The sequence below is a fragment of the Devosia sp. Soil_C_22 genome (assembly GCF_057657195.1).
This window is the reverse complement of the sequence record NZ_JBDGIY010000001.1, coordinates 196,325-221,675: the sequence shown is the minus strand read 5'-3', so window position 1 is coordinate 221,675 and position 25,351 is coordinate 196,325. Positions and strand designations below refer to the sequence as shown.

At 65.5% G+C, this 25,351-nt stretch carries 23 protein-coding genes; 15 read left to right on the top strand and 8 right to left on the bottom strand.

The window, feature by feature from the left end; all coding sequences use genetic code 11:
• Nucleotides 1–25 precede the first annotated feature (25 nt).
• The 3 genes from AC3A6I_RS01000 to AC3A6I_RS00990 all read left to right on the top strand — a co-directional run bounded on the left by AC3A6I_RS01000 (nucleotide 26) and on the right by AC3A6I_RS00990 (nucleotide 4,454).
• A complete protein-coding gene (locus AC3A6I_RS01000; RefSeq protein WP_487541143.1) occupies nucleotides 26–679 on the top strand; it encodes a 3'-5' exonuclease family protein in 654 nt (217 codons plus the stop codon).
• Nucleotides 676–3,087 carry a phenylalanine--tRNA ligase subunit beta gene (gene pheT, locus AC3A6I_RS00995; RefSeq protein ID WP_487541142.1) on the top strand — a complete coding sequence of 804 codons (2,412 nt, stop codon included), beginning with the start codon at nucleotides 676–678 and terminating at the stop codon, nucleotides 3,085–3,087. The genes AC3A6I_RS01000 and pheT overlap by 4 nt, the downstream gene beginning before the upstream one ends.
• A gap of 188 nt (nucleotides 3,088–3,275) precedes the next feature.
• Nucleotides 3,276–4,454 (top strand): O-antigen ligase family protein, encoded by a 1,179-nt coding sequence (locus AC3A6I_RS00990; protein ID WP_487541141.1) that lies wholly within the window; start codon nucleotides 3,276–3,278, stop codon nucleotides 4,452–4,454.
• A 149-nt stretch (nucleotides 4,455–4,603) separates the two neighbouring features.
• On the opposite strand, the gene AC3A6I_RS00985 is transcribed toward AC3A6I_RS00990, so the two are convergent.
• Nucleotides 4,604–5,629, bottom strand: coding sequence for an aldo/keto reductase (locus AC3A6I_RS00985; protein WP_487541140.1), 1,026 nt, complete (start codon nucleotides 5,627–5,629; stop codon nucleotides 4,604–4,606).
• A gap of 59 nt (nucleotides 5,630–5,688) precedes the next feature.
• Here AC3A6I_RS00985 and trhO point away from each other — a divergent pair, with 59 nt between their 5' ends.
• The 3 genes from trhO to AC3A6I_RS00970 all read left to right on the top strand — a co-directional run bounded on the left by trhO (nucleotide 5,689) and on the right by AC3A6I_RS00970 (nucleotide 9,236).
• Entirely contained in the window at nucleotides 5,689–6,696 is a 1,008-nt protein-coding gene (trhO, locus tag AC3A6I_RS00980) for an oxygen-dependent tRNA uridine(34) hydroxylase TrhO (RefSeq protein ID WP_487541139.1), read from the top strand.
• 232 nt (nucleotides 6,697–6,928) lie between these two features.
• Nucleotides 6,929–7,861 (top strand): LysR family transcriptional regulator, encoded by a 933-nt coding sequence (locus tag AC3A6I_RS00975; protein ID WP_487541138.1) that lies wholly within the window; start codon nucleotides 6,929–6,931, stop codon nucleotides 7,859–7,861.
• A 58-nt stretch (nucleotides 7,862–7,919) separates the two neighbouring features.
• Nucleotides 7,920–9,236 (top strand): phenylacetate--CoA ligase family protein, encoded by a 1,317-nt coding sequence (locus AC3A6I_RS00970; RefSeq protein WP_487541137.1) that lies wholly within the window; start codon nucleotides 7,920–7,922, stop codon nucleotides 9,234–9,236.
• A 30-nt stretch (nucleotides 9,237–9,266) separates the two neighbouring features.
• Here the strand turns inward: AC3A6I_RS00970 and AC3A6I_RS00965 are convergent, their stop codons facing one another.
• The gene (locus tag AC3A6I_RS00965; protein ID WP_487541136.1) at nucleotides 9,267–10,151 is read right to left on the bottom strand and encodes a hypothetical protein; all 885 of its coding nucleotides are present in this window, start codon (nucleotides 10,149–10,151) and stop codon (nucleotides 9,267–9,269) included.
• Nucleotides 10,152–10,359: 208 nt separating this feature from the next.
• Between AC3A6I_RS00965 and AC3A6I_RS00960 the strand changes: the two genes are divergently transcribed.
• The 4 genes from AC3A6I_RS00960 (at nucleotide 10,360) to AC3A6I_RS00945 (ending at nucleotide 13,153) form a co-directional block, all read left to right on the top strand.
• Complete coding sequence (locus AC3A6I_RS00960) at nucleotides 10,360–12,006, top strand: GMC family oxidoreductase (RefSeq protein ID WP_487541135.1); 1,647 nt, start codon at nucleotides 10,360–10,362, stop codon at nucleotides 12,004–12,006.
• A gap of 52 nt (nucleotides 12,007–12,058) precedes the next feature.
• Entirely contained in the window at nucleotides 12,059–12,697 is a 639-nt protein-coding gene (locus tag AC3A6I_RS00955; RefSeq protein ID WP_487541134.1) for an FMN-binding negative transcriptional regulator, read from the top strand.
• Between the two features lie 50 nt (nucleotides 12,698–12,747).
• The gene (locus AC3A6I_RS00950) at nucleotides 12,748–12,876 is read left to right on the top strand and encodes a hypothetical protein (protein WP_487541133.1); all 129 of its coding nucleotides are present in this window, start codon (nucleotides 12,748–12,750) and stop codon (nucleotides 12,874–12,876) included.
• 142 nt (nucleotides 12,877–13,018) lie between these two features.
• On the top strand, nucleotides 13,019–13,153 hold the full coding sequence (locus AC3A6I_RS00945) for a hypothetical protein (protein WP_487541132.1): 135 nt from the start codon (nucleotides 13,019–13,021) through the stop codon (nucleotides 13,151–13,153).
• 56 nt (nucleotides 13,154–13,209) lie between these two features.
• On the opposite strand, the gene mbfA is transcribed toward AC3A6I_RS00945, so the two are convergent.
• Together mbfA and AC3A6I_RS00935 are read right to left on the bottom strand one after the other, a co-directional pair.
• The gene (gene mbfA, locus AC3A6I_RS00940) at nucleotides 13,210–14,193 is read right to left on the bottom strand and encodes an iron exporter MbfA (RefSeq protein WP_487541131.1); all 984 of its coding nucleotides are present in this window, start codon (nucleotides 14,191–14,193) and stop codon (nucleotides 13,210–13,212) included.
• A gap of 411 nt (nucleotides 14,194–14,604) precedes the next feature.
• Entirely contained in the window at nucleotides 14,605–15,537 is a 933-nt protein-coding gene (locus AC3A6I_RS00935) for a LysR substrate-binding domain-containing protein (RefSeq protein WP_487541130.1), read from the bottom strand.
• 96 nt (nucleotides 15,538–15,633) lie between these two features.
• Here AC3A6I_RS00935 and AC3A6I_RS00930 point away from each other — a divergent pair, with 96 nt between their 5' ends.
• Nucleotides 15,634–15,762, top strand: a complete 129-nt coding sequence (locus AC3A6I_RS00930; RefSeq protein ID WP_487541129.1) for a hypothetical protein — start codon at nucleotides 15,634–15,636, stop codon at nucleotides 15,760–15,762.
• Nucleotides 15,763–15,836: 74 nt separating this feature from the next.
• Nucleotides 15,837–15,968, top strand: coding sequence for a hypothetical protein (locus AC3A6I_RS00925; protein ID WP_487541128.1), 132 nt, complete (start codon nucleotides 15,837–15,839; stop codon nucleotides 15,966–15,968).
• Here the strand turns inward: AC3A6I_RS00925 and AC3A6I_RS00920 are convergent, their stop codons facing one another.
• Genes AC3A6I_RS00920 through AC3A6I_RS00910 form a run of 3 tightly spaced genes read right to left on the bottom strand, consistent with a single transcriptional unit; the run spans nucleotide 15,969 to nucleotide 18,426 of the window.
• Complete coding sequence (locus AC3A6I_RS00920; protein ID WP_487541127.1) at nucleotides 15,969–17,087, bottom strand: THUMP domain-containing class I SAM-dependent RNA methyltransferase; 1,119 nt, start codon at nucleotides 17,085–17,087, stop codon at nucleotides 15,969–15,971.
• A 30-nt stretch (nucleotides 17,088–17,117) separates the two neighbouring features.
• A complete protein-coding gene (locus AC3A6I_RS00915; RefSeq protein ID WP_487541126.1) occupies nucleotides 17,118–17,930 on the bottom strand; it encodes an extensin-like domain-containing protein in 813 nt (270 codons plus the stop codon).
• Nucleotides 17,931–17,970: 40 nt separating this feature from the next.
• Nucleotides 17,971–18,426: a hypothetical protein gene (locus tag AC3A6I_RS00910; RefSeq protein ID WP_487541125.1), complete on the bottom strand. Its 456-nt coding sequence runs from the start codon at nucleotides 18,424–18,426 to the stop codon at nucleotides 17,971–17,973.
• A gap of 181 nt (nucleotides 18,427–18,607) precedes the next feature.
• Between AC3A6I_RS00910 and lepA the strand changes: the two genes are divergently transcribed.
• On the top strand, nucleotides 18,608–20,413 hold the full coding sequence (gene lepA / locus AC3A6I_RS00905; protein WP_487541124.1) for a translation elongation factor 4: 1,806 nt from the start codon (nucleotides 18,608–18,610) through the stop codon (nucleotides 20,411–20,413).
• Between the two features lie 129 nt (nucleotides 20,414–20,542).
• On the opposite strand, the gene AC3A6I_RS00900 is transcribed toward lepA, so the two are convergent.
• Complete coding sequence (locus AC3A6I_RS00900; RefSeq protein ID WP_487541123.1) at nucleotides 20,543–23,275, bottom strand: Hsp70 family protein; 2,733 nt, start codon at nucleotides 23,273–23,275, stop codon at nucleotides 20,543–20,545.
• 126 nt (nucleotides 23,276–23,401) lie between these two features.
• Here AC3A6I_RS00900 and AC3A6I_RS00895 point away from each other — a divergent pair, with 126 nt between their 5' ends.
• Together AC3A6I_RS00895 and AC3A6I_RS00890 are read left to right on the top strand one after the other, a co-directional pair.
• On the top strand, nucleotides 23,402–23,962 hold the full coding sequence (locus AC3A6I_RS00895) for a hypothetical protein (RefSeq protein WP_487541122.1): 561 nt from the start codon (nucleotides 23,402–23,404) through the stop codon (nucleotides 23,960–23,962).
• A gap of 243 nt (nucleotides 23,963–24,205) precedes the next feature.
• Nucleotides 24,206–24,916, top strand: a complete 711-nt coding sequence (locus tag AC3A6I_RS00890; RefSeq protein ID WP_487541121.1) for an alpha/beta fold hydrolase — start codon at nucleotides 24,206–24,208, stop codon at nucleotides 24,914–24,916.
• The last annotated feature ends 435 nt before the right edge of the window (nucleotides 24,917–25,351 follow it).

Below are 25,351 nucleotides of genomic sequence, written 5' to 3'. Positions count from 1 at the left end.
CTTTCGGCGCCGCGGAGACGCTCCGATGAGCCTGCAGCCCCCGCTTCAGCCCGACGAACAGCCGGTGACCACCTTCGTCGTCACCGATATAGAGTCCGACGGGCATAACCCGCTCGAGTCCTCGATGCTGAGCTTTGCCTCGGTGGCGGTCGACGTCACCGGCAAGGTGCTCGCCGAGTTCGAGGCCGTGCTGATCCCGCGCACCGACCGCAAGCCCGACGACAACACCATGGCGTGGTGGGCGACGCAGCCCGAGGCCTACAAGTGGGCAACCACCAACCCGGAAGATCCGGCCGTGGTGATGCCGCGCTACGCCGACTGGGTGGAGCAGCTCCCCGGCTTCCGCGTGTTCGCGGCGGCGCCGATGATCTTCGACGGTCCGTGGATCGACCATTATTTGTGGACCTACGCCGGCACGCGCGTGCTCGGCGGCCCGTACAAGAGCCGGCAGATTTTCCGCGGCGGCGGCGTGTGCCTCTACACCATGGCCGGGGCGCTGCGCGGGGCCGAGTATCTCAAGTGGGGCATGCAGCGCGTGCCGCCCGCCTGGTACGGCCATATCGAGCACACCCACCGCGCCATCGACGATGCGCGCGGCTTCGCCAACGTCCTTGCCAAACTTTTCGAGATCAGCGGGTCCCTGCCCAAGATCGAAGCGACCGAAAGCATCTACAAATGAAGTTCACCCTCGACTGGCTGAAAGAGCACCTCGACACCACTGCCTCGGCCGACGAGATCGGCAAGGCGCTGACCATGGTCGGCCTCGAGGTCGAGGAGATCGTCGATCCGGCCGAAAAGCTGCGGCCCTTCGTTACCGCGCTGATCGTCGAGGCCAAGCCGCACCCCAATTCGGACCACCTCAACCTCTGCAAGGTCGATGCCGGCACCGGCTCGCTGATCGATGTCGTGTGCGGCGCGCCCAACGCGCGAACGGGCCTCAAGTCGGTGTTCGCCGCGCCGGGCGTCTATATCCCGGGCAAGGATTTCACGCTCAAGGCCGGCGTCGTCATTCGCGGCGAAAAGTCGGACGGCATGCTGTGCTCGGCGGCCGAGCTCGAGCTTTCGAACGACCATGACGGCATCATCGAGCTGCCGGCCGATGCGCCGGTCGGCGTGCCCTATGTCGAGTACGCCAAACTCGGCAACACGGTGATCGACATCTCGATCACCCCCAACCGCGGCGACGCCACCGGCGTCTACGGCGTGGCGCGCGATCTCGCCGCCTTCGGCCTCGGGACGCTCAAGGCCACCGATATGTCGCCGGTGCCCTCCAAGGGGCCCTCGCCCATTCCGCCGCTGCCGCACAACTTCGCCGCCGGCGAGCCCAAGGCCATCCGCAAGTTTGCGGGCCGTTATTTCAAGGGCATCAAGAACGGCCCGTCGCCCGACTGGCTGCAGCAGCGCCTGCGCGCCGCGGGCCTCCGTCCGATCAACGCCGTGGTCGATATCACGAACCTCGTCTCGCTCGGCTGGGGCCGGCCGCTGCACGCCTATGACGCCGACAAGATCGTCGGCCAGGCGGTGCTGCGCGTCGCCAAGCCCGGCGAGGAGTTCGATGCGCTCGACAACAAGATCTATGCGCTCGACGAGACCATGACCGTCATCGCCGACGACGCCGGCCCGCTCTGCCTCGGCGGCGTCATGGGCGGCATCCGCTCGGGCACCACCGAGGACACGGTCAACGTGCTGATGGAATGCGCCAGCTGGGACCCCGACCTCATCGCCCAGACCGGCCGCAAGACCGGCATCGTGTCGGATGCGCGCTATCGCCTCGAGCGTTCGGTCGATCCCGCACTCACCGAGCCTGGCCTCGAGCTCGCCACCCGGCTGATGCTGGAGCTGGTCGGCGGCGAAGCCATGGAGCCGGTGATTTCGGGCGAGGACGTGTTCCCCAACACCGTGGTCGATTTCCCACTCTCGGAAGTCGAGCGCCTCACTGGCCTCGAGACCAGCGCGCATGAGATCGAAGCGATCCTGAGCCGTCTCGGTTTCAAGCTCGAGCCGGGCGCCGGCGAAAGCCGCAAGGTGCATGTCCCATCGTGGCGGCCGGACGTGACCATGAAGGCCGACCTCGCCGAGGAAGTGATGCGCATGGTCGGCGTCGACAACGTGCCGGTCGATCCGCTGCCGCGCCTCAATCATGTCGCCCCGCGCATGCTGACCACGCTGCAGAACCGCCGCCGCCTCGCGCGCCGCACGCTCGCAGCCCGTGGCCTCGACGAAGCGGTGACCTGGTCGTTCATCACTGAGGCGGCAGCGCAGCAATTCGGTGGCGGGAAGCCCGAGCTGAAGCTCGCCAACCCGATCGCGTCCGAGCTCACCGACATGCGGCCCTCGCTGCTGCCGGGGCTGCTCGCGGCCGCGGAACGCAACACCAATCGCGGCTTTGCGGACCTAAAACTGTTCGAGGTGGGCCAGGTGTTCCACTCGATCACGCCCGAGGGCCAGCGCACCTACGCCACCGGCATCCGGCTCGGCAGTGCCAGGCACTGGCAGGCGCAGGCGGGCAACGTGTCGGTGTTCGACGCCAAGGCCGACATCGCCGCGCTGCTCGATGCGCTCGGGCACGATATCGACAAGCTGCAGCTTGTCGCCGAGCCGGCGAGCTGGAGCCATCCGGGCCGCGGCGGGCGTATCCAGCTGGGGCCAAAGGTGATCATCGGCTGGTTCGGCGAAGTGCATCCGAGCGTGCTCGAAGCCTACGACCTCACCGGCCCCGTGGCGGCATTCGAGCTCGATCTCGACGCCATCCCGGAGCCGCGCAAGAAGGCGACGCGCGCCAAACCGGCGCTGAAGCTTTCCGACCTCCACGCCGTCAGCCGCGACTTCGCCTTCCTCGTCGATCGCGACGTGCCGGCGGCCAATATCATCCGCGCCGCCCGCAATGCCGACAAGGCGCTGATCACCGACGTGACGGTGTTCGACGTGTTCGAGGGCAAGGGCATTGCCGACGACAAGAAATCGATCGGCATCGCGGTGACGCTGCAGCCGACCGAGAAGACGCTGACCGACGAGGAGATCGAGGCCGTCGCCGGAAGCGTGGTCGCCGCGGTCACCAAGGCCACCGGCGGGACTTTGCGCGGCTGATGGAGCGCGAGGCAGGGCTGCTCGGTACGGCGGTTCTGCTCGTTGCGCTGGGGCTGGCCCCGGCGCTGGGATATGGCACGACGTTCGTGGTGCTGGGGCTTTGCGCCTTGGCGACCGTCTGGTGGCTTTGGTCGCCCCCTCCACCGGCTACGCCGGTCCCCCTCCCCCGCCCCGCGGGGGAGGATCCGATGGGGGCACGATCTCGCCTTGATCCTCCCCCGCGGGGCGGGGGAGGGGGACCATCCGAAGGATGGTGGAGGGGGCGGCCAAGTGCACCAACCCTCCTCCTCCTCGCCGCCTTCCTCCTCCTGACCCTCAGCGCCCTCCTCACCCTCCGCACCCCCGCCGATCTCCTTCCCCTGTTCGGCTTCTCCGCCCTGCTCTTCCACGCTCCGCTCGCCAGACTGCTCGGCGGCGCCGACCTCACGCGCTACGCCCTGATCGGCGCCGGCGTCGGCCTCGCGACCACCCTGCTCCTTCGCTTCGGCCTCAACATTCCCCGCGCCGCCGAAGGGTTCTGGCTCACCGACCCCTACCGCCTCGCCGTCACCACGCTGCTCGCCGCGACCCTTGGCCTCGGCGCGCTGTTCCCGCCTGCTCCCCTCCCCCTTGCGGGGAGGGGTGGGGGGTGGGGGTCCATCGGTGATCACCGCACTACCCCCACCCTCGATCCCTCCCTGCAAGGGGGAGGGAGGCGGTGGCTGAGCCTGCTCGGCCTCGCCGCCGCCCTAGTCGTGATCGTCCTCACCGGCTCGCGCACCGCGCTCATCGCCCTACCGGTGCTGCTGCTCGTCACCGGCCTCACCCTCGTGAAGCGCCCGACGACCATAGCCGCCGTGCTGGTCGCGACCGCTGCCGTCGTCATCGCCGCGCTGTTCCTGGAGCTGCCGGGCACCGCCCGCATCCGCCTGTGGGATGTGCTCGCCACCGTCGCCCGTGGCGGGCAGGTGGCGGATGCGGCGATCGATATCCGGCTCGGCCTCTATCGCGCCGCAGCCGAGCTGTTCGCGCAATCGCCACTCGCCGGCCATGGCTGGGGTGGCGCGACCATGCCGCTCGTGCTCAAGCGCCTCACGCCCGAGCAGTTGAGCTGGGGCCAGGTCGTGCACCTGCACAACGACATCGCGCAGTTCGCGGTGTCGGGCGGGCTGCTGGGACTGATCGCCTGGGCATTGATGCTGATCGCGCCAGTGGTCGGCTGGTTCCGGCTGCCCCGCGACGAGCGCACGTCGCAGCGGCGGCATGCGCTGCTGGTGCTGGTGATCGGCGCGGCCGTGCTGGGTTTCCCCGACACCTATCTTGCCGCGCCGATGACGCTGACGGTCTATGTCGTGCTGGTGGCGGCGGCGGTGGGGCGGCGGAGCTAGAACCGCGGCAGACAACCCCCTCCCATCCTCCCCCATAAAGGGGGAGGTGTTCTGCCGGTGCGTTGGGCTCGATCGAAGGCCAAGCTCGACGCTTCACCTCCCCCTTTATGGGGGAGGCCGGGAGGGGGCCGTCTCGATCGGCCCGCCCCTTACTTCAACGGCCGGCTATCCACTAATCCGCCCTTGGCGGCCTCGTCGATCGCCGCGATCTCCTCATCCGACAGCTCGATATTGTCGAGCACGCCGAGGCAATCCTTGAGCTGATCGAGCGTGCGCACACCGATCAGCGCCGAGGTCATTTCCTTGCGCCGCAGCACCCAGGCGAGCGCCAGCTGCACCATGGACTGCTTGCGCTTTTCCGCAATGGCGCCGAGCTTCTGCACCGCATCGAGAATGCGCGGCTCGAGCCGGTTGGCGTTGAGCGAGTAATTCTCCGAAGCGCGCGTGCCCTCGAGCTTGCCGGCCAGCTTGTTGTATTTGCCCGACAGGATGCCCTGCATCAGCGGGGAGAAGGCGATGACGCCAATGCCGAGCTCGCCGCAGGCATCGATGGTCTTGTCGTCCTCGATCCAGCGGTTGAGGATCGAGTAGCTCGGCTGGTGGATGATGCAGGGCACGCCCATCTCAGCGAGGATGCGATGCGCATCGCGCGTCTGCTGCTCGGGATAGGACGAGATGCCGACATAGAGCGTCTTGCCCTGCCGCACGAGCTGGGCCAGCGCCTCCATGGTCTCCTCGAGCGGCGTGTTCGGATCGAACCGGTGCGAGTAGAAGATATCGACATACTCGAGCCCGAGGCGCTTCAGGCTCTGCTCGGCCGAGGCGATCACGTATTTCTTGCTGCCCCACTCGCCATACGGGCCGGGCCACATCAGGTAGCCGGCCTTACTGGAGATGATCATCTCGTCGCGGTAGGGGCGGAAATCGCGCGCCATCACGTCGCCGAACAGCTCCTCGGCCGACCCCGGGGGCGGACCGTAATTGTTGGCGAGATCGAAATGGGTGATGCCCTTGTCGAAGGCGTAGCTCAGAATCTCGAAGGCCGACGGATAGTCGCGCGTGCCCCCGAAATTCTGCCACAGCCCGAGGCTGATCATCGGCAGCTTCAGGCCCGAGCGGCCAGAGTTGCGATACTGCATGCTGCCATAACGAGCGTCGCTGGCCCGATAGGTCATTTCATCCTCCATGTCGCGATTTGCCCGGAGACGGCGGTCGATGATACACCGCGCAAGACATGTCCGAGCTTCAAGAAATCGCCGCGAACCTGCCCGAAAGCCTGAACCGGTTCAAGGTGCTGGCGCTCTATAAGTTCGTCGCACTCCCCGATGCAGAGGCGCTGAAGCCGGAACTGGCGCACTACTGTTGTGCGCGAAAGATTCGCGGCACCTTCATCCTGGCGCCGGAAGGCATAAACGGCACTGTCGCCGGCACGCCGGAGGCCATCGACGCGCTGCTGGCGTGGTTCGAAACCTCGCCTAGCTGGGCCGGACGGCTGGCCGGCGCCGAAGCGAAATTCTCCACTGCCGAGGAGATGCCGTTCCTGCGCATGAAGGTGCGGCTCAAGCCCGAGATCGTGACGCTGCGCGCACCCGAGGCCGATCCGTCACAGCGCGTCGGCACCTATGTCGAAGCGCGCGACTGGAACGGGCTGATCGACCGCAACGACGTCACCGTCATCGATACGCGCAACGATTACGAAGTGAAGCTCGGCACCTTTGCGCGCGCGCAGGATCCGGCGACGAAAAGCTTCACCGAGTTCAAGGACTACGTCGCCACGCTCGACCCGAAGCGGCACCCCAAGGTCGCGATGTTCTGCACCGGCGGCATTCGCTGCGAGAAGGCTTCGGCCTACATGCTGTCGCAGGGGTTCTCGGAGGTATTCCACCTCAAGGGCGGCATCCTCAAGTATCTCGAAAGCGTGCCGGCCGAGCAGTCGCGCTTCAACGGCGAATGCTTCGTGTTCGACGAGCGCGTCTCGGTTACGCACGGCCTCGCCGAAGGCGAAGCCATCCTCTGCCGCGCCTGCCGCAACCCGATGCTGCCGCACGAAGCGGTCGGTTCGCTGTGCCCGGACTGCGCCGAAGCCGCGCCCGATGGCGCCGCTGAGCGCGAACGGCAGATGGAGTTGGCCCGCGCGCGCGGCGAAGCGCACTTGGGCGACGATGCGGCGGAAGTCGCGGCGCGGAACAAGGCGGCCAAGCTGGCTCGGAAAGAGGCGGCGCGGAAGGTGCACGGCCGATAGAGACGGCCCCCTCCCAGCCTCCCCCATAAAGGGGGAGGTGAAGAGTCGAGGCTCTGGCTTCTATTGTGCCTCGAGCACCGGCAGGGCACCTCCCCCTTCATGGGGGAGGTCGGGAGGGGGTCGTCTGCTTCAGTCAGCACTCCCCCTTGCTCAAACCCCACCCATCAGCCTATCCAATGTGACAGCGCCCCGCGCGCCGCATGTCCGTCCGTCACATAAGCCGAGCCGATCCATGGACCTCGATCAGATCCGCACTTTCGACCGCATCGCGCAGGATTTGAGCTTCACCAAGGCCGCGGCGAAACTCAACGTCACGCAGGCGACGGTGTCCATGCGTATGCGCGCGCTCGAGGATCTGCTCGGGGTGCCGCTGTTCCATCGCGGCCGCAACATCCAGCTCACCGACCAGGGCATGACCTTCCTGCCCTACGCCCGCCGTATCCTGCAGGCGGCGCAGGAGGCCAGGGAAGCCTTGCGCCGGGTCGAGCGCGGGCGCGTCTCCATTGGCTCGCTGCGCAGCCTCGTGTCGCCGCTGATCACGGAATCGCTGCTGCGCTTCCAGCAGAAATATCCGGCGGTCGACGTGGTCATCCACGAGGGCCGGCAGAGCCAGATCGCCGCTATGCTGCGCGAGCGCGAGATCGAGCTCGGGATCCTGTGCTGGCCGAACCTCGATCCGATCATCACCGATCTCGTACCGCTGCTGGTGCTGCGCGAGCGCGTGCCGATGATGACGACGCCGGAGATCGCGGCCGAGCTCGGCCCCAGCCCGAAGATGGAGGAGGTGCTGAAGCGCGTCCCCCGGCTCATCTCGATCAACTGGTGGCAGGTCTATCCGGACGCCGCGCTGGCGCTGTTCCGCCGCGCGCCCGTATCGGTGGAGCTGCCCACCGGTCCCGCCCGCCGCATCGCCATCCGCGGCGAAGGCGTCGGCTTCTTCGTCCACTCGGCGGTCGCCGACGACATCGCCGCCGGCCGCCTCGCCGAGATCACCCCGTCCGATGTCGACGCCGTGCACCGCGACATCGCCATGGTGGTGCGCAACTCGTCGGTGCTTGACCGCGACATGCTCAAGGATTTTGCCGTCGAGATCGCCGAGGAATGCCGCAAGTCCGGCGCCATCCTCGAGACCGTACTGGAGCGGAAGGCCGCGAACGCGGCTTAGTGCGCTGCCCCCACTCTGGCGGCTTGCCGCGGCGGCGGCGCTCGGCTCTATTGCATCCATGAAACCGGCAGAATTGCAGCGCGCCTTCTATGAGATGCTGATGGAGAGCCAGTATTGGTCCTCATCGCAGCTTGAAGACTACCAGCGCAGCCAGCTCGAACAACTGCTGCGGCACGCACGAGCGAATGTGCCCTTCTATGCCGGCCGCCTCGATCCGGTGTTTACCCCCAGCGGCGATATCGACTGGAGCCGCTGGGAAGAGATTCCGATCGTTACACGCCTTGACATGGTCGACCGCCGCGATGAAATGCTGGCAACGGAACGCCCCAAGGGACACGGCGCCGTCGGCTCAATTTCGAGTTCCGGCTCGACCGGCCAACCGATCCAGATCACCAGCAATCGTCTCACGACCCTCGCCGGCAACGCCAATCGGTGGCGGGCACACCGCTGGCACGACTTTGACTGGTCGGCCACCTATACGGCCCGCTACGGCGCCGATCCGCGCGCCGGATATCCGCATGGTTTCGAGCGCGGTCATTGGGGGCCGTCGTGGGATGCCTCCGCGCAGCGCGGGCGCGTCATCGAACTACACAGCGATGCCTCGATGGCCGAGAACGCCGAATTCTTGCAACGCACGGGTTCGCGCTACTACTCCACCGGCCCGAAGACGCTGCATGTCCTGGCGCTGGAAGTCGAGCGGCGCGGCATCGACCTGAAGCTGCACTACGTGCTCTCACATGGCGAGCGTATGGATGAGACAGACAAGGCCGCCTGCGCCCGTGTGTTCGGCGCCAAAACGCTCGAGCACTACAGTTCCAAGGAGGGTGGGCAAATCGCCTATCCCTGTGAGCTCGGCGAGGGTCTACATGTCAATGCCGAGAGCGTGCTTGTGGAGATCGTCGACGCTAGCGGGCGCGCCGTTCCGACCGGCGTCAGTGGTCGCGTGGTCGTTACGCCCTTCGTCAGCACCGCACAACCGCTGATCCGCTACGATCAGGGTGACATTGCGAGTTTCGGGCCACCCTGCGCCTGTGGACGCCATCTGCCGGTACTTGCCGGAGTGGAAGGTCGCACCCTCGCCATGTTCACGCATCCCGATGGGCGCAGCATCGTAACGATGTTCAGCGACGAGGCGCGACAAGTGCTCGGCTGTACGTTCTGGCAGATCGCGCAGGTCGGCCCGCTGCAGTTCGAGGTCCGCTATGTGCCCCGCGACTGGAATGTGCCAGGCGACCATGAGGTCGCCACGGCAATGTTCCGGGCGAGTTTCTTTGCTGACGCCGCAGTGCGCTTCGTGCCAGTGCGTGACATTCCGTTCACTGCCGCTGGAAAATACCTCGAATACGTCAACGAGTGGACCAAGGCGCATAGATGACATGACGGCCAATTACGACCGTCGTCATCATCAACTCGCTTCGAAGACGCACTCGCCGTCGATCAGGACTTCGCCATCGGGACAAACGATCTCTTCCTCGTTAGGTTCATCTACCTCGAGCGACCCAGCGGCCGCGAACAGATCCAGCACGCGGTTGCGCGGATCGTCCTGGCGGTGGCGGTCGATCAGGCTCTTGCCCTCGTCGCCGAAGTAGCCCTTGAGCCCGATCTTGGCCGACCAGCGATCCTCATAGGCCCGGATCTCGCCCGTCGCCGAGAGCGGGAAGCCGATATCGGCGAACTGGTACTCGGTGGCAAGGTTCAGCGAGCCCTCCCCGAGGATGGTCGAGGCGCCGACGCTGAGACGCCAGTCGTCGGTCACGTAATAGGCGATATCGCCGAAGGCGAAGAAGCCGTCATCGTCGAAGGCGTCGATGTCGTAGTCGACATTGGCCCAGCCGGCCCAGGCCTCGAGGCTCATGCGGTCGAGATAGAGTTCGGCTTCCGGGCCGATCGCCGACAGCGTCACGCCATCCGCCACCACCACGCCGGCGGTAACGCCGAGCAGGTAGAACGAGGGATCGCGCATGAACAGGTGCAGCGCGCCGCCGGCGGCCCAGTCGCCATCGGTATTGTCGAAGCCGACGTCGGCCTGCAGGCCGAACAGGTTGCCCAGCGGCATCGAGAAGGAACCGCCGGCGCGGAAGATGGCCGCGTCCAGATCGGTGATCCCGCCCAGCGCGAACTCGATCTTGCCGTTCGGGCCGGAGACGGCCGGCAAGGTCAGGTCGACATATTGCTCAGCCACCGGCGCCGGATCGTAGATGATCAAGTCAGCTGCGTGGGCAGCGAAGGCCAGGGGCGTAGAAAATACCGAGGCGAGCAGCGTCGCCTTGCTGATCTTTACTATCGACATCGCGCATTCCCTCAACGACGACTTGGATGATCGCATCGGGCCGCAAGTTGATCAAGGCAGAACGCCACATCCGCTCCACATGACGGCCACGCCGTTGCCCAATTGCCGCAACATTCGCTGTCGTGCCCCGAGATGCCCCGAAGCCTTGCCCCGGCCCGCTACCCAATCGCCGCTTTGCCCGCTATGCAAAGCACAGCGGGAGTGACTGATGGCCGAGCGCATATTCGACTTCATCATCGTGGGCGGCGGCTCGGCGGCGTCGGTGGCGGCCATGCGGCTGGTCCGCGATTTCGGCTATTCGGTGCTGATCATCGAGCGCGGGCCGCGCCACACCAACCGGATCATGGCCATGCCGGCGGGCTACATGAAGTATCTCGCCAAGGACACCTATCTCGAGATGCACAAGACCGTGCCGCAGCCGCAGCTGGGCGGCCGCGCGCCGATCGTGCCCGTGGCCAAGGCGCTCGGTGGCGGCAGCGCCGTCAACGCCATGGTCTACATGCGCGGCCAGAAGGAAGACTATGACGGCTGGGCCGCCGGGCTGGGCGGCAATGCCGGCGAATGGAGCTATGACGACCTGCTCCCGCATTTCAAAGGCCTCGAGGCCAACCGCCGCTTCAACAACGCCTACCACGGCATCGGCGGCAATTTGCGCGTCTCCGATCCGGGCCACATCTCCGACAGCACCGAGGATTTCCTGCTCGCCGCGCAGGGGCTCGGCCATGCCTGGAACCCCGATTTCAACGGCGAACGGCAGAACGGGGTGGGCATCATGCAGCACACCTACGGGCTGTGGGGCCGCTACAAGCAGCGCTCGGACGGCAAGCGCGCCTTCCTCGATCCGCTGCGCCGCAACCGCAAGCTGACCATCGTCACCGAGGCGCGGGTCGACCGCATCCTGATCGAGAACGGCAAGGCGGTCGGCGTCGCCTATTCGCGTGACGGCGACCCGCACGAGGTGCGCGCCGGGCGCGAGGTGCTGGTGGCGGCCGGCACCTACAACTCGGCCAAGCTGATGATGCTGAGCGGCATCGGCCCGGCCGATCATCTCGACGATTTCCAGATCCCGGTGGTCGCCGATCTGCCCGGGGTCGGCTCCAACCTCATGGACCACCACGAGGTGCCGATCATCGCCACGACCAAGGGCAAGTCGGGCTATTTCGGGCAGGATCGCGGCTGGCCGATGCTCCGCAATGGCTTGCAATACCTGCTGTTCAACTCCGGACCGGTGACCACCACAGGCATCGAGGCCTGCCTGTTCTACGATCCCGATGGCGGCGACCGGCCGACCATCCAGCTCTACTGCGCGCCCATCGTCTACCAGGACCGCGACGTCTCGAAGGCCAAGCCCACCTGGGGCGTCACCTTCACCTCGTGCCTGCTCCGCCCCAAGGCGCGCGGCACGGTGCGGCTGCGTTCGGCCGATCCGGCGGCCCAGCCGCTGGTCGATCCCAACTTCTTCGGCGACTCCGAGGACCTGCGGCTCACCCTCGCCTCGATGCGCCATGCGCGAAAACTGCTCGAAACCGAGCCGTTCCTGAGCAAGATCAAGGAAGAGATACTGCCCGGACCGGGCGTCACCGACCTCGCCGGCATGACCCGCTTCGCCCAGGAGACGGTGAAGACCAACTACCACCCCTCGGGCAGCCTCAAGATGGGCCGCGACGACGACCCGATGGCGGTGGTCGATGCGCGGCTCAGGGTACGCGGGGTGGAGAACCTGCGGGTCATCGATTGTTCGATCATCCCCGCCATTCCATCGGCCAACACCAATGCCATCGCCATGGCGATCGGGAGCAAGGCCGCGCAGATGATCGCCGAGGACCAGGATTCAGCGCTCGTTCAGCCGGGCTGAGGGTATCCGGTCTCCACCGGAGCAGGCATATTTGGGAGACGAGGAGTAGACCATGTACCAGCCGCCCGCCTTCCGCGAGACCGATCTTGCTACGCAGCAGGTCTTCATAACCGCGCACCCGCTCGGGCTGCTGATCTCGGGCGGCGCGGCCGGGCTGATCGCCAACCCGATCCCCTTCGTGCTCTATCCGGAGGAAGGGCCGTTCGGCACGCTGCGCGCTCACCTGTCGCGCGGCAATCCGCAGTGGCGGGCGCTGGTCGAAGCGGCAGAGGTGCTGGTCGTGTTCCAGGGCGCCGAGCACTACATCACGCCCAGCTGGTATCCGCAGAAGGCGGTGGATGGCAAAGTCGTGCCGACCTGGAATTTTGCCGTCGTGCAGGCCCGCGGCGCCGCCCGGGTGATCGACGATGCCGCCTGGCTGCTCGCCAATGTCAGCGCGCTGACCGATCAGCAGGAGGGGCGCCGGCCAAAGCCGTGGGCGGTGAGCGATGCGCCCGAAAGCTTCATCGCCAGCCAGCTCAAGGGCATTGTCGGCCTCGAAATTCCGATCACGGCGCTCGAGGGTAAGTTCAAGGCCAGCCAGAACCGGCCGGAGGCCGATCGTGCCGGCGTCGCCGAAGGCCTGCTCGGCGAGGTCGATCCGCACGCGCAACCCATGCGCGAACTCGTGAAGTCACGCGGCGGCGTCTAGGGTGTAAGCTTCCATCGGCCGGAGGAGGATCCGGCAGACTGGAGGCTCCCATGCGGACGCACGACAGTGACTCCAAGACCACCACTCCCAAGCCGCGCGGAAAGTTCATGCCGTGGCCATTCCAGGCCGCGCTGCTGGCTTTGCTCGCCGCGCTCGGCGTCGCGATGATGGTCGAATAGGCCCGGCCCCCGCCGAGGCCTGAAAACTCCGCGCAAGGCCGCGGACGGCTGGCTGCGGCCGCCGGCTTCCGCCGTGCGCCGTTCCGCGCTAAAATCGGTGACCGGGCTTCGGCCCGGGTGGGAGAAGACTGGGAGGACTTCTATGGAAGTGATCCGCCACGAACGTCTGGACCACGCCCTCGAGCCTCAGAAAGAGCTGCACCTGCTGCCATGGCCGTTCCTGACCGTGCTGTTCATCGTGCTCTTTCTGGTGGTGTTCTTCGTCGTCGCCAACTGAGGCGCCGGCCATAGCAGCCGGCCCCGTGAGGCCGGCCGGGGTGAAGTGACGGCAGCCTACGCGCTGCCGATGAGAATGCCTGCGGCAAAGACCAGCGAGCCGCCCAGCACCACCTGCAGCACCGCGCGCCAGAACGAGGTGTGCATGTAGCGGTTCTGGATGAAGGCAATGGCCCACAGCTCGATCAGCACCACGAAGGCCGCAACGCCCGTCGCCAGCCAGAAATGCGGGATGAGATAAGGCAGTGCGTGCCCGAGCCCGCCCAGCGTGGTCATGATGCCGGTGACGACGCCGCGCGTGATCGGCGAGCCGCGCCCGGTGAGCTTGCCGTCATCGGCCGCCGCCTCGGTAAAGCCCATCGAAATGCCGGCGCCGACTGCCGCCGCCACACCCACGAGGAAGGTCGACCACGTATCGCCGGTGGCGAAGGCCGCCGCGAACACCGGCGCCAGGGTCGACACCGAACCATCCATCAGTCCGGCGAGACCCGGCTGCACATAGGTCAGCACGAACTGCCGGTGCTCCTCCGATTTCTCGGATGCCCGCTCCTCGGGCCCGAGCGCGTCGTCGGTCAGCTCATCGGCACGCGTCGCGTGCTGGCGCTCCTCGACCGCGAGATCGCCGAGCAGCTTGCGCACCGCGGTGTCGGTCGTGCGCGCCGCGGCCTCGGTGTAGAAATGCACCGCCGCCTCTTCCATCTCGAAGGCGAGCTGGCGCACCTGGTCGAGGCCCATGGTCTCCATCAGCCATACGGGCTTCCTCGTCAGGAAGCCGCGCACATGCTCGCGCCGGATCGGCACCAGCCGCGGCCCGAACTTTTCGACATAGAGATCGAGCAGTCGCCGGCGATGGCCGTCCTCCTCCACCGCCATGCCGGCAAACACCTTCGCCGTCGCCGGATATTTTCCCGCCAGCCGCTCGGCGATCTCGGCATAGATCGCCCCATCCTCCTCTTCGGCGGCCACCGCAAGGGACAGGATCTCGCGCTCGTCGAGCGTGGAAAAATCGCGCCGGTTGGGCTGGAGCAGGCGTGCAAACATGGGGCTGGTCCGTCAACAGTTTAGAATAGTTCTAAACTTTGAGAGGGCTTGAGGCAAGGTATGGAACAGTCCGACCAGTGCGCGCGGCTCCACCCCACCCAGTTCCGCTAGGCCGCAGGCGGCCAAGCTCCACTACCCTCCCCATCAAGGGGAGGGAGATCGTGCTGGAACCGAAACACCGAAGCCTGCAGTCAGGACTCCCTCCCCCTTGTGGGGAGGGGGGACCCGCGTAGCGGGTGGGTGGGGGTGGCCACACGCTCCGCCCCTACTCTTTCACCGCAAAGCTGAAATACCGATCCTCCAGCCCAGCTCCGGCCAGTGCCCGGCATGCGCCCTCGGCCGGCGGGATGCCCTCCTCCCGACGACCCAGCAGATCGCCATAGCAGGGCGGGGTCAGTGGCGCCGTCATCGTCATCCTCCCGGCTGCGGGCCGGTGCCGCGCCGCACCTGCGCCACATACCCCTCGGCCGAGTCCGGCACCTCGGTGCGCAGCCACTTGCGGAACAGTTTTACCTTTTTGGGCACGCGGCGGCCCTCGGCGACAATCAGCCAGTAGCCGACGTCACTGTCCACGGCCTGCGCGAACGGCCGCGCCAGCCGGCCGTCGCTCACCGCGTCGGCGGACATCATGTCCACCGCCATCAGCACGCCCTGCTCGGAAATCGCGGCATCGAAGGCCAACGTCGGATCGTCGTAGAGCGGTCCGCTCTGCGGAATCGGATCGATGCCCGCGAGCGCGAACCACGGCGCCCAGGGCAGCATCGAGGCGGTGTCGCGGATCAGCGGCACCTTCGCGAGGTCGGCCGGCGACTGCAGCAGTTTCGCGACCGTCGGCGAAGCCACCGGGCTGTAGCGCGATCCCCCCACCAGCTCCGCCGTGACGCCGGGCCACGAGCCGCGGCCGAAGCGGATGCCGGCATCGATATCGGAATGGGCGAGGTCGATCATGGTGCCGGTCACCACCAGCCGAACCTCGATCTCCGGATGCAGCCTGTTGAACTTGGCGATACGCCAGATCAGCCAGCGCGAGGCGAACACGCTGCCCACGGTGAGCGTCAGTACGCGCTCGTCGCTCGCCTTGAGCCCCGCCAGTCCGTCGGCCAGCGCGTTGAAGCCGGCGCTCAGCTGCGGCAGCACCGCCTTCAGCGCCGGCGTGGGCCGCAGCCCCTGCGGGGTGCGCTCGAACAGCTCCAGCCCCAGCCTCTCCTCGGCCCGGCGCAGATGCTGGCTCACCGCCCCCGGCGTCACGCCGAGTTCCTCGGCGGCCGGTGCGAGCGCCCCGCGGCGCGCCACGATCTCGATGGCGCGAATGGCGTTGAGCGGGATGGGAAACGCGCTTGGCATATAGATTTTCTACATCGGGGCCGAGTTCTTGTCGATTGTTGCGCCTCCCTGTCGCGCGCATATTCAACACGCAGCCGAGAGAAAGGAGACTTCCAAATGCACAAAATCTTCACATCGATCCGCGCCTGGCTCGAGGGCTTCCTCGCCACGGAAGTCGTCGATGATCCGCTGGCCGGCATGAGCGTCCGCGAACTCGCCGACCTGCCGGCGCACCACCCGCGCTGAGCTGACAGCCCGGTTCAGCGGCGGTTCAGCGCTCCGGCCTTAGTCCGGGCCCCGAATGAAAGAAGGAGGCCACGATGGCTCTCAAGGATATCTTCGCCCGCCGCCGCCCGCCCCAGCGCAAGCCGGCGCGCGACTGGACCAATACGCTCACCCCGCGCGACTGGGCCGACCTGCCCACCTACCATCCGCGCCGCGACGAGGACTGACTAGCGCAGCACCCCCGTCCGCCACAGCGTCACCCGCAGGCCGCCATGCAGCACCGGCGGGCCCGGAGGCAGGAAGGGCAGGCCGGTGGCGTTCACCAGCGCCTTGTCGGTCGCGACAATGCCGACGCGCCAGCCGGTGAACCGGCTCAGCAGCACCTGCCCCATAGTCCGATAGAGCGGCGCCAGCCCGCCCCGATCACCGATGCGCGCGCCATAGGGCGGGTTGACGATGACCAGCCCCGGCGGCCCATCCGGCCGGACCAGATCGGCGATCGCCTGCTCGGAAAAGCGTGTCAGCGCCGCAACGCCGGCTCGGCCCGCATTCTCGCGGCTCATCGCCACCGCGCCCGCGTCGCGGTCGGAACCGTGGAACAGCAGGTCGGGCGTGGCCCCCGGCGCGTCGCTCCGCATCGCCTGCCAGGCCGCCGCATCGAACCCCTTCAGCTGCTCGAAGGCAAAACTCCGCGTCCGCCCCGGTTTCAGCCCGGCCGCGATCTCGGCCGCCTCGATCACGAAAGTGCCCGAGCCGCACATCGGGTCGAGCACCGGCTCGGTGCCTTCATAGCCCATCTGGCGCAGGAACATCGCGGCCATGGTCTCGCGCATCGGCGCGCGGTTCACCGCTTCCTTGTGGCCGCGCTTGTGCAACGAGGCGCCGGTCGTATCGATGCTGATGGTGACGAGGTCGTCCTCGATCCGCGCCATCACCCGCAGATCGGCATCGTTGCGGACCGGCGCACCGAGCTCCTCGCGAATGGCGGTCGCGACGCGCTGCGCCGCCGCTCCGGCGTGGTAGATCTTCGACTTGCGACAGGTCGCCTCGACGCTTACCGGCATGTCGGCACGCAGGAACTCGCTCCACGCCACCTTGCGCGAGCGCTTGTCGAGCTGGGCCAGATGCATGGCCCGAAAACTCGCGATCCGCACCAGCACCCGCGTCGGCCCGCGCAGCTCGAGATTGGCGCGCCACACCTCGGGCCAGCCGCCGCTCAGCGTCACCCCACCCTCGACCAGGTTCACCCCGGCAAAGCCACGCTCGCGCGCTTCTTCCGCCACCGCAGCCTCGAGGCCGGGCGTCGCAACGAGGAAGATTTCGAGATCGTCGGCGGGGCTATCCATGCGCGGCTCATAGCACAACGCTATGCGCCGTCACTCGCAGATGCGCGCGGTGCAGGTCTTACCGTGGCAGCCGAGGTCGAGATGCAGGTGGTCGCGATGCAGCGCGTTCGCCTCCGGCCCGAGCACGGTGGTGAAGTTGGCGCAGGCGGCGCCATGGGCGAAGCGCAGCAGCCGGCCTTCCGGCGACACGGCGTCCGGCCACCCCTCTTCCACCGTGACGAAGCGTCCATCCTCGAGCTTGAAGCCGACCACATCGAGCGCATCGGCGAAGGCATGGAAGCTGAGATTGCCGGCCGCTCCGTTGTTGACGTTGCGGCACATGTAGCTGGTGCCGACCACCAGCTCGGCGATGCGCGTGTCCTCGCGGGAGATCAAGTAGCTGTCGACCGCCTCCAGCCAGGCCGGTAGCGCGCTCGCCACGCCGCAATCGGTCTCGACCCCGCCCGAAACCGGCACCATGCGGCCATTGGCGAGCACGCCGGTGAGCGATAGCGGCGATTGCGCCCTGCACTGTCCGTCGGCGATCGGCGGCAGCGCCTCGGCCTCGACTCGCCCGAGCAGCACCGCCGGACAAGCCGTCTGGTAGATGCGCGGCTCCTTCGGCGCCGCCGGCTCGGCGACGTGATCCTCGGGCTTTGGCGGGCCATAGACCTCACCGGCGGGTCCAGGCTCGTCCTCCTCGGTTTGCCCGGCCGACGCAGCATCCGGCCGCTGTCGCGGCAGCGGCACAGCCGGTTGCGCGTCAGCCGCTTCCGGCCGCGTCCGCGGCAAGGGAGGATCGGCCTCCTGCGCCAGGGCCGGCAGGGTGAGGAGGGTGATCAGTAACGCCGCTGCGATCCGCATGGCGCCGCAACGCCTCAGGGCCCGCTCGGGTTGCCGCGCATCACCCGCAGCGCTCGAGCACCCGATTGATCGCCGCCGACGAGCCCTTGGCCCCGAACTCGTTCGCATCGAAGCTCTCCCCGCCCGTCCGCACATAGGCGACGCGCAGCGTAACCCTGGCCTGTTGGGCGATCCTGGCCCATTGCCGGGCGACCGGCCCGCGCACGATCACCGAGCTGCCGTCGGCATGGATCAGCGGCATGTCCTGGGCAAAGCTGGCGCCGCCGCCGTCGGGCGCGATCGACAGGTTCATCGAAGCAGCACCCGCCACCTGCTTGTGCGGCTTTCTCACCCAGAAGCCCATGGCGAGATCGCCGCCCCGGCAGGCGAACTGGAACTGCGCGTCGCCATTGTCGAACCAGGCGATGGGGGTATCGCCGCCCTCGTAGGACCATTCTTCCGCCTGGGCGGTGGTGGCGAGCAGGAGGGCGAGAGCGATGGCTGAAATTCGGGGCATGCGGATCCTCGGAAACAGGACGGCGACCCTAGCCGACAAGGGTTAACGTCCGTAAAGCACGTCCCCGGCGGTTCCGGGCGGCCACTGGCGCCGAACCCGCACATTAACCCTGCACTCGCCGCACGGTTAACACCGGATAAACCATCTTTGCCCGGCCACACGGCTCTGCTATCAGCCGAGCATGAGCGTGCCCCTCGACCATATCCGCAATTTCTCCATCGTCGCCCATATCGACCATGGAAAGTCGACCCTTGCCGACCGGCTGATCCAGCTCACCGGCGGCCTCGAGGCGCGGGAGATGAAGGAGCAGGTGCTCGATTCGATGGAGATCGAGCGCGAGCGCGGCATCACCATCAAGGCGCAGACCGTGCGCCTCGCCTACAAGGCGCAGAATGGCGAGACCTATATCCTCAACCTCATCGACACCCCGGGCCACGTCGACTTCGCCTATGAAGTCAGCCGCTCGATGTCGGCCGTCGAGGGCAGCCTGCTCGTGGTCGATGCATCCCAGGGCGTCGAGGCGCAGACGCTTGCCAACGTCTACCACGCGCTCGATGCCAACCACGAGATCGTGCCCGTCCTCAACAAGGTCGACCTGCCCGCCGCCGATATCCCGCGCGTAAAACAGCAGATCGAGGATGTGATCGGGCTCGACGCCTCCGACGCCGTCGAGATCTCGGCCAAAACCGGGCTCGGCATCGACCTCGTGCTCGAAGCCATCGTCCACCGCCTGCCCGCCCCCGAAGGCAAGCTCGATGCCCCGCTCAAGGCGCTGCTCGTCGACAGCTGGTACGACACCTATCTCGGCGTCGTCGTCCTCATCCGTGTGGTGGATGGCACGATCCGAAAAGGCCAGAAGATCCGCATGATGGCCTCGGGCGCCACCTACGAGCTCGACCGCGTCGGCGTGTTCACGCCCAAGCTGGTGGTGGTCGATAGCCTCGGCCCCGGCGAGATCGGCATGTTCACCGCCTCGATCAAGGAAGTGGCCGACACCAATGTCGGCGACACCATCACCGATGACAGGAAGCCCACCGAGCACGCGCTGCCCGGCTTCCGTCCGGCCCAGCCGGTGGTGTTCTGCGGCCTGTTCCCGGTCGATGCCTCCGATTTCGAGGAGCTGCGCGAGGCGATGGGCAAGCTCCGCCTCAACGATGCCAGCTTCTCGTTCGAGATGGAAACCTCCGCCGCGCTCGGCTTCGGCTTCCGCTGCGGCTTCCTCGGCCTCCTCCACCTCGAGATCATCCAGGAGCGGCTCGCCCGCGAGTTCGACCTCGATCTCATCGCCACCGCGCCGAGCGTGGTCTACCAGGTCGAGCTCACCACCGGCGAGACGATCGACCTCCACAACCCGGCCGACCTGCCCGAAGTCACGCGCATCAAGGAAATCCGCGAGCCCTGGATCAAGGCGACGATCCTGACGCCCGACGAATATCTCGGCTCCATCCTGAAGCTGTGCCAGGACCGGCGCGGCATCCAGCGCAACATGACCTATGTCGGCAACCGCGCCATGATCGAATACGACCTGCCGCTCAACGAGGTGGTGTTCGATTTCTACGATCGGCTGAAATCCATGTCGAAGGGCTATGCCAGCTTCGACTACACCCTCGCCGATTACCGCGAGGGCGACCTCGTCAAACTCTCGATCCTGGTCAATTCCGAGCCCGTCGACGCGCTCAGCATGCTCGTCCACCGCAACGCGGCCGAGTCACGCGGCCGGCAGATGTGCGAAAAGCTCAAGGAACTGATCCCCCCGCACCTCTTCGTCATCCCGATCCAGGCCGCCATCGGCGGCAAGATCATCGCCCGAGAAACGATCCGCGCCCTGCGCAAGGACGTGACGGCGAAATGCTACGGCGGCGACGCGACGCGTAAACGCAAGCTGCTCGAAGCCCAGAAGAAGGGCAAGAAGCGCATGCGGCAGTTTGGGTCCGTGGAGATCCCGCAGGAAGCGTTCATTCAGGCGCTGAAGATGGGGGATGAGTGAGGGGTAACTCAGCGCATTATCCCTCACTTAATCGTGGCTCATTTAGGCGCCCGTCAGGCGTACTGAGCATCCGATCAGTAAGCTGGTGCCCGTCAGATTAACCTCGCGACGCCGACGATGACTGTGTCGCTAGGCATCGGTCGATCGTGATCGAAATGCGAGACCAGCCACAGGAGTGACTAGCTCGTCCGCAGCTATCACTGTGCTAACACGTTGGAATAGTTCCCCAAACAAGCCGGACTCTGACACCGCCACTTCTTCCCTCTCCTGAACTGCTCGATAGCCAACGCCGTCCCTGCCCCTGGCGATATCGAAGTAGAACATATCAGCATCGGCCGACCGCGACGAGGATCCGTCCAATCCGCGAACCATTAGGGGAAAAAGCGGAAGCGCCAGACCCCTCTCTATATCGACGATAAAAAGAAACTCAGATGGATAGGCGTCGCTTCCTTCGTACTCCATAATATCTATGAATGTACTGGACGAACCAACAGCATTTCGGAATATTCCTGTAAATCTATTCATACTGAACGGCTTCTTTCGCCCTTCATCAAAATACCCGAAGGCTCTCCCCTCCATTGATCTTACGATGATATTTCCGACCATTTCCAATAATCGTGTGTATGGAATGTCTGCTGCAAGCTTTCCATGTTTAGACAGAGCTATCTTCGATACGGCCGCGTCAATCTCCTGAACAAGAGGCGCCGCCGTCAACTCCGAAAGAGCTGCACCGAAGCCCCAGCTCTTACCTGTCGCTGCCACACATTGCTTCAGCATCGCCCATAGGGGCCCTGCCGATCTTTGGCGCATCGTTCGAAGCACGCTTCCACCCGCACCACCAGACGCACAGTGCTCTGCGTAGCAGACATAGGCACAAAACGTGAGCATCGCCTCCAGCGCCTCGCGTCCGCGAGAGTCCATATGATCAGGCATGGTCTCTGACAGATATCGGGCGAGAGGGTAGGCGATCGGATATGGCAACTCGTCAACTAGGTTGCTCAAGCTCAGCCAAGTCTTATCGGCAGCCCTCTCTGCATACACTCGCACGTCGTTTGCATCGACGTAGCAGACCGAAGACGTGCTGGTGCCAAAATCTAGACCGATATAGGCATCGCCCGAGTGCTCTTCCGTCGCGTATGTCATGTCGAGATAAAATGGCTTTCCAGGGACCGTCTTGATGCGGTCCTGCCCTCCCTTTCCGTAAAGGAAGAACGGTTCGGCCGTGCCGTCTTCACGCACAACAAGCTCGACTCCAATACTCCCACCGAAGGTGGCATCTCGGGGCGTCTGCGTGCGGCTTTCAATGTTGTGCCTGGCCTTCATGTCCTCATGGTCGAAGGATGAGCGCATAAAGAAGTAGTCCAGACTTTGCGTTGGCGCTCGGGATAGTCGGACTTTCCAGCGCAGTGGCTTCCCTACAAAATTCCGAAGGCTCGTTGACGATGGCAGCAATACGCCAGCCTCAACCTCGGCAGTCTCGAGGGTTTCGCTGTCCGGCACGAACTTCTTAAGTTCTGTACCGGTTTGGTTGGGGTCCAGCAGCAAGCAAAGTCGATTATATGTGACCGCACGAAAGTCGCCTTCGCCCGCATTGTAGAACCGCCGGGCGCACTCAACTGCCAACCCCTTCGACACGATTTCCTGGAAGTTTTCGCTAAGCTCAAGCACTTCAGCGCGACGCAGGGCAGCCCCAATGTCTCGTTCGATCAGGGGGCGAAGCCAGCGGATATTCGAACTGCCACCCGACAGAAGCACGATGGAAATGGGCTTACCGCCGAGCTCAGTCTCAGCTCGGCGAAGTGTTTCCTGTATAGCAGGGAGCAGCTTCTGCTTCCAAACCCGCTCCTCAAATATCTGGCGAATGTCGCCCGCCTCGAGTCGAACGGATGCCATAGGCGACTGCTCAGAGAGGGGCGTCTTTGGAACGTCGATACGCGCCGCCGGGGCGGATCGCAAGTCGGCACTAAGACGCCAATCTACGATCCCCGAGCAGATCGACAATTTGGCTTGCTCTACAGCCTGCAGCACCCGTCGATAGTGCCGAACAAAGGCAGCGTAATCTACCCGATGGTTTGCGAGAGTTTCATCGTCAGCATTCTTTAGCTGCGTAAATGCCTCAAGCGCTTTTCGGACGGATGATTTCTCAACGCTCTTTTCGATACCTTTGAACAGCAAATGCTCAGCAATCATTCGGTTGATGAAGTAGCCACCGACGGGGATCGATTTGGCTGCCAATGGCCTTGAGTTACGGCCTCCGTTGCTTATGTCTCCGGCGGCGGTTGTCTCAATGACGGATGCGTCAAAAGTGCCACCGCCGAAGTCGAAAACTAACGCAATGTGCTTAGTCTTTTGCGCAACTAGCGGGTGCTTCACGCCATATCTATAATATTGAAAGACCGCGAACGGCTCAGGCAGATAGTCTATCTGCTTGAATTTTCCACTGAGGATGCGTTTAAGTGCTGCACGATAGTTTCGCAACCAGTCATCTCGAGCCAATTCATCATCGACCAACGTAAGTGGCTCTGCCACTAGTATTTTTGATGGGGTCGGAAGACCGTAATTTTCGATTGCCTGAGCCGCCCGATCGGTGACGTGATCTATGAAGTCCTTCGCAATGCCCAGAACGGATCGAGATGGGGTCCAGCCAGACTTGTCGCGTTGCTGGGTGGTGCGCACGGGGTCATCTCGGCCCAACTCGACCTTAAAGTCCTCCCTAATCTCAGACGGATCATTGCAGGCCTCGATCGCTTCAAAACCAACCAGATAGCCCTTCTCTCGATATAGAACTGCTGTCGGAATTGAGGTGTGACCTGCAATCCTCACCTGCCGGATGCTGTTAATGAATAGCTCTTTTTGTGGCATATTGGCGCTCCAGTGCTCTCGTGATTACTAGTTGATGTTGACTGGGTAAACTGAGGATCGGACCTTATCCCCGCCCCCTCCCACCCACCGTATCCTCCGCCCAAACATCGTCACGGAGGACCACGCATGCCCATCACTCTGACCAAAGCCCTCATTGCCACCCATGAGCGGCTTTATCCGCGGGTGGCGTCGCTGCTGAAGCAGGTGGAGCGGGTGGCGGGGCGGCGGCCGGGGATGGGGGTGCCGGAGGAGAGCGTGAAGCTCGCCCGGGAGCTCTGCCGGGAGGCGGCCGGCCTGCTCGGCAAGGACGGGCGTGGCATCGGCCTGCCGCGTACGGCCAGGGCCGGAACGCTCGATCATGCCGCGCTCGCCGTGGCGCTCGGCCAGGCGCTGGCCGGGCTCGAGGCGTTCGAGGGCGAGCACGCCATGCTGTCGCACAAGCACCAGGCCATCTGCTGGCTGCTGCCCGATGGCCAGCGCCAGCCGGTCGTCCGCCACCTGCCGGCGACCCCGCCCAAGGGGGCCACGGCCTGGGCCGCCGAGGAACGCCCGTTCAACGAACTCGATCGCAAGCGCATCGCGCGGCGGTTCATCGAGCGCGAGAATGTCATCTACCTGCGCGGCTACCGCGATGCGCAGGCCGGCAAGCCGCCGCGCGAGCCGCTCGACGAATTCGAAACCGTCTGAGGCGTCCGCACTTCCGGCAGGCGCTCACAGTCGGCGAAAGAATCTTCTGTTCTGGCGGCAAAGGCTAAGCGGTGTAATCAGATTATCGCGCACTGCCGCGAGATATGACGCACTTCTCAGCCCAAGTTAGAAAGCACCTTCCTCCCGTCCAAAGCTATGATTTCCCCATCGATGCACAGTCGCGAACCCCCGTCGAACTGCGGAATCGCTGAAACGAAGTCATGGTTACGAGAGGAGTCTCCTATGGTTGACACGTCGCATGCCAACTCCGTGAAGAATGTGGTGCTGGTGCACGGCGCCTTCGCCGATGGGTCGGGCTGGCGCAAGGTCTATGACGACCTGACCGGGCGCGGCTTTGCCGTCACCATCGTCCAGAACCCGCTGACCTCGCTGGCCGACGATGTCGCCGCCACCACGCGGGCGCTCGAGCGGCAGGATGGCCCGACCATCCTCGTCGGCCATTCCTGGGGCGGCACGGTGATCACCGAAGCGGGCCTCCACCCCCGCGTCGCCGGCCTCGTCTATGTCTCGGCCCTCGCCCCGGATGCCGGCCAGACCACGGCCGACCAGTATGTCGGCTTTGCCGCCACCCCCAACTTCGTCATCGACGTGCAGGCCGACGGTTTCGGCTATCTCAACCCGGCAAAGTTCAAGGCCGGCTTCGCCCACGACCTCAGCGACGCCGACGCCGCGTTCCTCCGCGATACGCAGGTGCCCATCAACATGGCGGTGTTCGGCACGGCCCTGACCAATGCCGCCTGGCGGACGAAGCCCAGCTGGGCCGTGATCGCCACCGAGGACCAGTCCTTCGATCAGGCGATGCTTGTCCACATGGCCGAACGCGCCGGCGCCAAAATCACCCGGGTTTCGGCCAGCCACGCGCTCTACATCTCCCAGGCCGCCGTCGTCGCCGACACCATCGTCGCCGCCGCACAAGGCGCCGCCGCCCGCTGAGGCGCGCCGTCGAAAATCTTATCCCCCTCCCCTCCACCCGCCCACATAGTACCGGCACCTTTCCCGCACGGGGCGGAGCCGAGACGAACGGCGGCGGGGAGCGGAACGGGTGGATCGGCAGTCGTGCCGGTCCAGGCCGAAAGCACGACGGCAGGATCCGGTTCGCCGGGGACGCCGCTCAAAACGCGAGGGGTCGCCCGATGCAGGGCGGCGCCAGGGTCGAGGCCGCCATGCATAAGGTGGCCGCAACGTCGTGGCGGTGTGGCGGATGCCAGCCGTTCACGGCCTGCGCGACTTGAAGCGATGCGGCACGGGATGCGCCCGGGCCCTCGTGCCATAAGCCCAAAATCCCGGTCGGCCGGCGAGGCGTGCGCCTCGTCTATCACTGCGGACTACCGCTGGGGCAAACGCCTCGCCGGCCACGTCCCACCTTGC

What these genes read in the sequence shown, in the direction of transcription:
- AC3A6I_RS00935 (WP_487541130.1), bottom strand. Translation starts at nt 15,537, where the DNA reads ATGCCAAGCGCGTTTCCCATCCCGCTCAACGCCATTCGCGCCATCGAG.
- trhO (WP_487541139.1), top strand. Translation starts at nt 5,689, where the DNA reads ATGTCCGAGCTTCAAGAAATCGCCGCGAACCTGCCCGAAAGCCTGAAC.
- AC3A6I_RS00920 (WP_487541127.1), bottom strand. Translation starts at nt 17,087, where the DNA reads ATGGATAGCCCCGCCGACGATCTCGAAATCTTCCTCGTTGCGACGCCC.
- lepA (WP_487541124.1), top strand. Translation starts at nt 18,608, where the DNA reads ATGAGCGTGCCCCTCGACCATATCCGCAATTTCTCCATCGTCGCCCAT.
- AC3A6I_RS00925 (WP_487541128.1), top strand. Translation starts at nt 15,837, where the DNA reads ATGGCTCTCAAGGATATCTTCGCCCGCCGCCGCCCGCCCCAGCGCAAG.
- mbfA (WP_487541131.1), bottom strand. Translation starts at nt 14,193, where the DNA reads ATGTTTGCACGCCTGCTCCAGCCCAACCGGCGCGATTTTTCCACGCTC.
- AC3A6I_RS00900 (WP_487541123.1), bottom strand. Translation starts at nt 23,275, where the DNA reads ATGCCACAAAAAGAGCTATTCATTAACAGCATCCGGCAGGTGAGGATT.
- AC3A6I_RS00970 (WP_487541137.1), top strand. Translation starts at nt 7,920, where the DNA reads ATGAAACCGGCAGAATTGCAGCGCGCCTTCTATGAGATGCTGATGGAG.
- AC3A6I_RS00990 (WP_487541141.1), top strand. Translation starts at nt 3,276, where the DNA reads ATGGGGGCACGATCTCGCCTTGATCCTCCCCCGCGGGGCGGGGGAGGG.
- AC3A6I_RS00915 (WP_487541126.1), bottom strand. Translation starts at nt 17,930, where the DNA reads ATGCGGATCGCAGCGGCGTTACTGATCACCCTCCTCACCCTGCCGGCC.
- AC3A6I_RS00945 (WP_487541132.1), top strand. Translation starts at nt 13,019, where the DNA reads ATGGAAGTGATCCGCCACGAACGTCTGGACCACGCCCTCGAGCCTCAG.
- AC3A6I_RS00975 (WP_487541138.1), top strand. Translation starts at nt 6,929, where the DNA reads ATGGACCTCGATCAGATCCGCACTTTCGACCGCATCGCGCAGGATTTG.
- pheT (WP_487541142.1), top strand. Translation starts at nt 676, where the DNA reads ATGAAGTTCACCCTCGACTGGCTGAAAGAGCACCTCGACACCACTGCC.
- AC3A6I_RS00955 (WP_487541134.1), top strand. Translation starts at nt 12,059, where the DNA reads ATGTACCAGCCGCCCGCCTTCCGCGAGACCGATCTTGCTACGCAGCAG.
- AC3A6I_RS00895 (WP_487541122.1), top strand. Translation starts at nt 23,402, where the DNA reads ATGCCCATCACTCTGACCAAAGCCCTCATTGCCACCCATGAGCGGCTT.
- AC3A6I_RS00965 (WP_487541136.1), bottom strand. Translation starts at nt 10,151, where the DNA reads ATGTCGATAGTAAAGATCAGCAAGGCGACGCTGCTCGCCTCGGTATTT.
- AC3A6I_RS01000 (WP_487541143.1), top strand. Translation starts at nt 26, where the DNA reads ATGAGCCTGCAGCCCCCGCTTCAGCCCGACGAACAGCCGGTGACCACC.
- AC3A6I_RS00890 (WP_487541121.1), top strand. Translation starts at nt 24,206, where the DNA reads ATGGTTGACACGTCGCATGCCAACTCCGTGAAGAATGTGGTGCTGGTG.
- AC3A6I_RS00985 (WP_487541140.1), bottom strand. Translation starts at nt 5,629, where the DNA reads ATGACCTATCGGGCCAGCGACGCTCGTTATGGCAGCATGCAGTATCGC.
- AC3A6I_RS00910 (WP_487541125.1), bottom strand. Translation starts at nt 18,426, where the DNA reads ATGCCCCGAATTTCAGCCATCGCTCTCGCCCTCCTGCTCGCCACCACC.
- AC3A6I_RS00950 (WP_487541133.1), top strand. Translation starts at nt 12,748, where the DNA reads ATGCGGACGCACGACAGTGACTCCAAGACCACCACTCCCAAGCCGCGC.
- AC3A6I_RS00960 (WP_487541135.1), top strand. Translation starts at nt 10,360, where the DNA reads ATGGCCGAGCGCATATTCGACTTCATCATCGTGGGCGGCGGCTCGGCG.
- AC3A6I_RS00930 (WP_487541129.1), top strand. Translation starts at nt 15,634, where the DNA reads ATGCACAAAATCTTCACATCGATCCGCGCCTGGCTCGAGGGCTTCCTC.